3 protein-coding genes are annotated in these 6000 nt (G+C 56.8%); all 3 read left to right on the top strand.

All coding sequences use genetic code 11. From position 1 onward, the window contains the following. Positions 1-261 precede the first annotated feature (261 nt). The 3 genes from AC1RT2_RS24800 (at position 262) to AC1RT2_RS24790 (ending at position 5585) form a co-directional block, all read left to right on the top strand. Positions 262-1941 carry an IS630 family transposase gene (locus tag AC1RT2_RS24800; RefSeq protein ID WP_493106203.1) on the top strand — a complete coding sequence of 560 codons (1680 nt, stop codon included), beginning with the start codon at positions 262-264 and terminating at the stop codon, positions 1939-1941. A gap of 521 nt (positions 1942-2462) precedes the next feature. Continuing rightward, positions 2463-4766 carry an AAA family ATPase gene (locus AC1RT2_RS24795; protein WP_493106201.1) on the top strand — a complete coding sequence of 768 codons (2304 nt, stop codon included), beginning with the start codon at positions 2463-2465 and terminating at the stop codon, positions 4764-4766. Positions 4767-4769: 3 nt separating this feature from the next. Then, positions 4770-5585: a GIY-YIG nuclease family protein gene (locus AC1RT2_RS24790; RefSeq protein WP_493106199.1), complete on the top strand. Its 816-nt coding sequence runs from the start codon at positions 4770-4772 to the stop codon at positions 5583-5585. Positions 5586-6000 lie beyond the last annotated feature (415 nt).

Here is a 6000-nt window from a genome sequence, read left to right as displayed (position 1 = left end):
CTCGATTGATCGTGACTGCGATCGGCATCCGTCAGGACGATGAGAGTGAGCTGGTCACGTTCACCTTTACTACTCAAGGCGAGGCCGATGCATTCAGCGGGTTCGCCTGACGGCCACGATCAGCGCTTCGGCGCTATGACTGCAACCGGCCCTGAACAGTCCTGCCTTCGATACTGACCGTCAGGTCCACGAGCCTTAGCGTAAACGTCGTCGAGGGCGTTATACGTAGCATCGTATCGTTTGCACAATCGGAGCGCGTCGATGTTTGATAACCCCAGGTTATGTGCTGATATTCGATTGTCGATTAAAACCGGGAGAAAAAGCATCCGGGAGGTGGCACGTGAGCGAGGGATTTCTCGCAATACGGTCAAACGGATTCTTTCGAGCGACATACCGCGATCTTACAGAAGGGCTGAACAGCCATATTCGAAGTTCAAGGGCGTGCTGGAACATCTGCGACTATCGCCGGGCCTGATGTCCGGTGGCACGCGAGCCACGGCAAAGGATATCCATCTGCATCTTGAAAAGGATCAAACTATTAAATGCAGTTACAGCACCGTTTGTCGAGCCTTTCGCGCTGTGCGCTCCAAAGACGATATCTGGGACTTGGCGCTGGACCAAATCACGTCGCTGAACCGAAAAGAAGCGACGGCATTTCTTCGCAGAATTACGAGCCTGCCTAAGCTGGCCGCCTGGAAGCGGATGTTCTCAGCAGACAAATCTGCGGAGAAAAGCAGAAATAATGTAGACGAGAGCAACCGTGAAGCGGTCGACTGGATCAGAACGGTCCAGAACGGCCACGTTGGTTCGGAGGACCTCGGCGTCGCTTTGACGGCATCAGAGGTTGAGAAAATTCTCAGCCGCATCAGAGGAGGCGGACGTCGCAATAGCAACAAGGGCATCGCGGTACTCGCTAAGGCCAGAGGCCTTAGCGCAAGAGCAGTTTGCCAATATCTTGCCATCAGCAGAAACAGCTTTCGATCCTACAACAATCGCTATGAGAAGCAGGGCGTCGAAGATTTATTCCTCAATGGACGTCGTCGCCTGAGGAAGGCTGAAGATGAATCACTGAAGGCTGCAGTGTTCACCTTGCTTCACGAACCGCCATCGAAGCACGGCTTCAACCGAACTTCGTGGAAGATGGACGATCTGACGTCAGCCTTAAAGGCTCATGGCAATCCCGCTTGTCCGGCGGTCGTGCGGGAGATTACCAAAGCTGCTGGCTACAAGTGGCGTAAGGCTAAAATCGTTCTGACATCTAACGATCCGGAATTTTCCGCCAAGCTGGCTAAAATTCAAGAAACGTTGCGGAGTCTGGGGCCGGACGAGGCATTCTTCTCTATCGACGAGTTTGGCCCGTTTTCCGTTAAATCGAAAGCCGGTCGAGTTTTGGTCCCTCCAGGAGAGCCTCCGGCAGTCGCCCAGTGGCAAAAGTCACGTGGTCGCCTGATCCTCACTGCCGCCTTGGAGCTGTCGACGAACCAAGTCTGCCACTTCTACAGTAAGAAAAAGAACACGGATGAAATGATCAAAATGATGCAGGTTCTTATCGAGGAATACCGAGATAAGTCCCGCATCTTCATGTCTTGGGATGCCGCCTCCTGGCATGTGTCGAGGAGATTAAATGAAGCGATAGAGACCCATAATCACGATGCGGATTTGCGGCGTTATCCGACGGTTGAGCTTGTTCCGCTTCCAGCCTCAGCTCAGTTCCTTAACGTGATTGAGTCGGTGTTTAGCGGAATGGCCAGGGCGATTATCCATAATAGCGACTACAGTTCGACCGATGATGCCATCCGGGCAATTGATCGTTACTTTCTCGATAGGAATGATCATTTCCGAGATAACCCGAAAAAGGCAGGAAGAAAAATATGGGGTATGGAGCGAGTGCCGGCGGTGTTTTCGGCCTCGCACAATTGCAAGGACCCAGCATTTCGATGAGGTGAGTTACCGGTCTTGGCGCTTTGCGGAAGTGATAAGGAGACTGGCTGCTCTCAGGCGTCAGCCCGAGTTGTCTCAAAGGCCGAAATGAAGGCGCAAAGCTGCCGTGGCCGGATTCTCATTTCGCCTTGAACCGATACGAACCGTCGACCCCCTTGTATGAGTTGGCCTAAAGCCCGGAAATTGCTCAGCGGCGAAAGTAGGCGCATCTTCCGCGGAACGACCGATATGGGGCCGGAAGCTGTAGGTCCGGTTCCGAAGGAACGGGGTGATAAAGCGGAAATATGCAGCGCGACATGATGCATCGGCTCCAATCTGTTCTGCTCCGTTGGAGAGCACGCGACCAGCGGGAGTTCTTATGAGATTGCTGCACCAGCGGGCGCAGTCTCGCCTTCACTATCCTACTTGGGGTAACCGGCGAACGCGGGCAATATTAACAGGCGCACACTTGTTTGTAAGATGCATTTCCAATAACTTTTGCTAGTTAGGGTTGCTTTTCGAGTGGTATTGGGGGAAATCGCTTGATTACTGAAATCGAGATCGCCGGCGTGGCGACGTATCCAGCGGGCGGCGAGCGGCTGACGGACCTGAAGAAGGTCAACTACCTGTTCGGCCACAACGGCTGCGGCAAAACGACGATCTCGCGCGCGATCCGCAACCCGTCGATTAACGCGGGTTATAACGTGAGTTGGCGCGACGGACGCCAGCTTGAGGCGCTGGTCTTCAACCGAGATTTCGCCGATGCCAGCTTCGGCGACCAGATGCAGGGTATCTTTACGCTCGGCCAGGATTCGACGCGGGCGGTGGCGGAGATCGAGCGCCTTACGGGCGAGATCGCTGGACTTGATAACGATCTGGTCAACCTGCGCCGGAATCTCGTCGGTGTGGACGGGGCCGGCGGCCGCGAGGCCGAACTCGCGGCGGCGCGCGCAGCACTGATCGAGGCATGTTGGAAGTCGCAGGTCGATCACAAGGACACGTTCATGAGCGCCTTCACCGGCTTCCGTGGCAAGAAGAGCGACTTCTGCACGAAGCTGCTGGCCGAGGCAGAGGGCAACACTTCGGAGTTGAAGACCCTGGACGCCCTGACGACAGAGGCGGCGACCGTCTTCCAGGATGCCGCGACGCCGGAGATCGCGATCGCTCCGATTTCCTTCGACCGCTTCGCGGGTCTGGAGGCTTCCCCGATCCTCGCCCGAAGCATTGTGGGCCGCGACGACGTGGTCGTGGCCGCTCTCATCGGCCGCCTTGGCAACAGCGATTGGGTCAAGCAGGGCGTTGGATATCTGACTAACGCCGATGGCCCATGCCCATTCTGTCAGCAGCAAGCGCCCACAGGACTGCTTGATGATCTCAACGCGTTCTTCGACGAGCAATATGAGGCTGATCTCGCCTCAATCAACCTTCTCGCGGCGGCGTATGAGGAGGCCGTCAATGCCGTCGTCGCCCGCATTGACGACCTCGTTGCGACGTCACATCGGTTTGTGGATGCGGCGGTCCTCGGCGAACGCTTCTCGGCGTTGAAGACTGCTTTCGAACTCAACATTGAACGTATTGCGGCGAAACGTAAGGAGCCGAGTGCTTTGGTAGAACTCGACGCTACGGTCGAGCTGACTGCTGCAGTCGCCGCTCAGATCGCAGCGGCGAATGAAGAGACCGAGCAGTATAACGCCACCATTCGCAACCTCGCCAAAGCGAAGTCGGCGCTGACCCCGCAGATATGGAGGTTTGTCGTTGAGGAACGACGCACGGATCTCGAAACCTACCAGACTGCGGCCAGCAAGCTTAACCGAGCGATCGACGGTATGCGCCGCAGCATGGACGACAATCGCACGCGGCGAGCGGACCTAAGACGCCAACTTTCCGCGATCGAGGAGACGATCACCAGCGTTCGCCCGACAGTTGATTCCATCAATCGAATTCTCAGCCAGTATGGCTTTTCCAACTTCCGCCTTGAGGTGGCGGGTGAGCGCGACGACATGTATCGCCTCGTTCGACTGGACGGGAGCGATGCAGCTCACTCCTTGAGCGAAGGGGAGCGCTCTTTCATCACCTTCCTCTACTTCTATCATCAGCTAGCTGGCAGCATTACGAACACCGGTACCGCCGTCGAGAAGGTTGTGGTATTCGACGATCCCGTCTCGAGTCTCGACGCCGACGTCCTCTTCGTGGTCAGTGCTCTGATCCGCAAGGTTATCTCTGATGTTCGCCAGAATGCAGGCAACGTACGGCAGGTGTTCGTGCTCACTCACAACATCTACTTTCACAAAGAGGTCAGTTTTGACCGAGAGCGCCGTGACCGTGCGCGGCCGTTCGAGACTTTCTGGATCGTGCGGAAACGCGAGAATGTGTCGTCGCTAACCCGTTACGATTACAACCCGATCAAGACTTCATACGAACTGCTGTGGGATGAGGTGCGCAACCCGGACCGACCGAACCTTACCATTCAGAATACGATGCGCCGGATCGTCGAGAACTATCTGACCGTGCTTGGCGGGCTGAAGCAGGACGAAATCGTCGCACTTTTTGAAGGACGCGATGGCCAGATTTGCGCCTCGCTGTTCTCGTGGATCAATGACGGATCGCACAGCTCACACGATGATATATACGTCGCCGTCGATGACAATGCAGTGCAAGGCTATCTGCGTGTCTTCAGAGAGGTGTTCGAGCGCACGGGGCACGGCGCGCACTACCGGATGATGATGCGTATTAGCGAGGACGAAGCGGAAGATGTCAGAGTGGCTGCGGGGCAAGCGGACGCAGTCACCGCTTATCTCGTTGCGTCTGCCGAGTCCCAACATCCCGAGCAGCCAGCGGCTGGATAGGCGATGGCTGCACCGGTTTCGATCGATAGAGCGTGGTGGGAGCATCTTACCCCATCACCGATGCATAAGCTGCGCGGAGAGGTCCAACGGCATCTGCGTGACTGGTGCGAGACGGAGTATGGCAAGTTCTGGCTTAACAGCGCGCGAGAGCCAGGTGGCGTGATCCGGATCAAAGCTGGCGACGCCATCCCAGATTTCCACATGGTCATGATGCGCAATGGCTTGAAGTTCGTCGCGCCGCAACAGCGCATGCGTGCGGGACACCGGCACGTTTCGATCGGCGCGCGTGATTATAGGTCCGGTAATCCTCGACAAGCGGAGGAGCTCATACTGTCGCCCGTGATCCGGCTCGACCTGGTGACCGACCTGGCGCTCATGGCCGCGGCGCGCAGGTTCGACATTAATCTGCCATCGGCGCACGTGTCGGAACCGAGCATCTTGTTCTCGGCACCTGCTAACCTCCTCATCGCGCCGCTTGGTTGGCCGAAGAAGTCGTTCGTCCTCTACCAGCATATCTTCGGAGAGGGCAACTCCTACCCCGTCGATGGCTACTTCTACGTCGGCATCACGACGCGGAGCTGGAAGACCCGCTGGGCGGAGCATCGACGCGCGATGCGCAAGGGCAGCAACCTGTTGTTCCATCGCAGGCTGCGGGAGGAACTAGAGGCTAAGCGGGTGACCTACATCCATCACAAGGTGATGGCCGTCACCACCGACGTGGAAGCGCTGTATGAAGCGGAGGAAGCGCTGGTGCGCGGCCATTGGGATGATGATAGGCGGCTCAACATGATCCCTGGCGGTCGGGCTGGTTACCGCTAACTTTAGCGTGCGTAATTGGTCGCCCCAATCTCTGAGGAATGTCATAAGCAATGTCAGCTTTCAGGATGTGGCGAGTATCGCTCGCACGGCTGGAATGACGGCGCGAAGCTGCCATCGAACGGGACAGCATCTGGCGCCGGGACGCTGTTAGCCCGACCGTCTTCGCCTTGAAGGGGTCCGAACCGCCGACCCCGTCGTTTGTTGGCTACATTCGCATTAAAATTTACCAACCTGGCCAACCACTTGCCCCCGAAGGTCCAGTATGGGGCCGGAGGCGGACTGTCCGCATTTAGGGATGCGACGATGCATAGCTGCCAATCAGTAGTGCAGCGGAGATTGTTGTCGACCATGCGGACATTTGAGCGGCTGTGCTACGAAGATGGCTTTCCCGGCAGCAACACTTAGATGAACAACC

The organism is Shinella sp. GW821-FHT11G07 (genome assembly GCF_058808115.1).
Note: the sequence above shows the minus strand (reverse complement) of the source record. Positions and strands in the feature narration are given on the sequence as shown.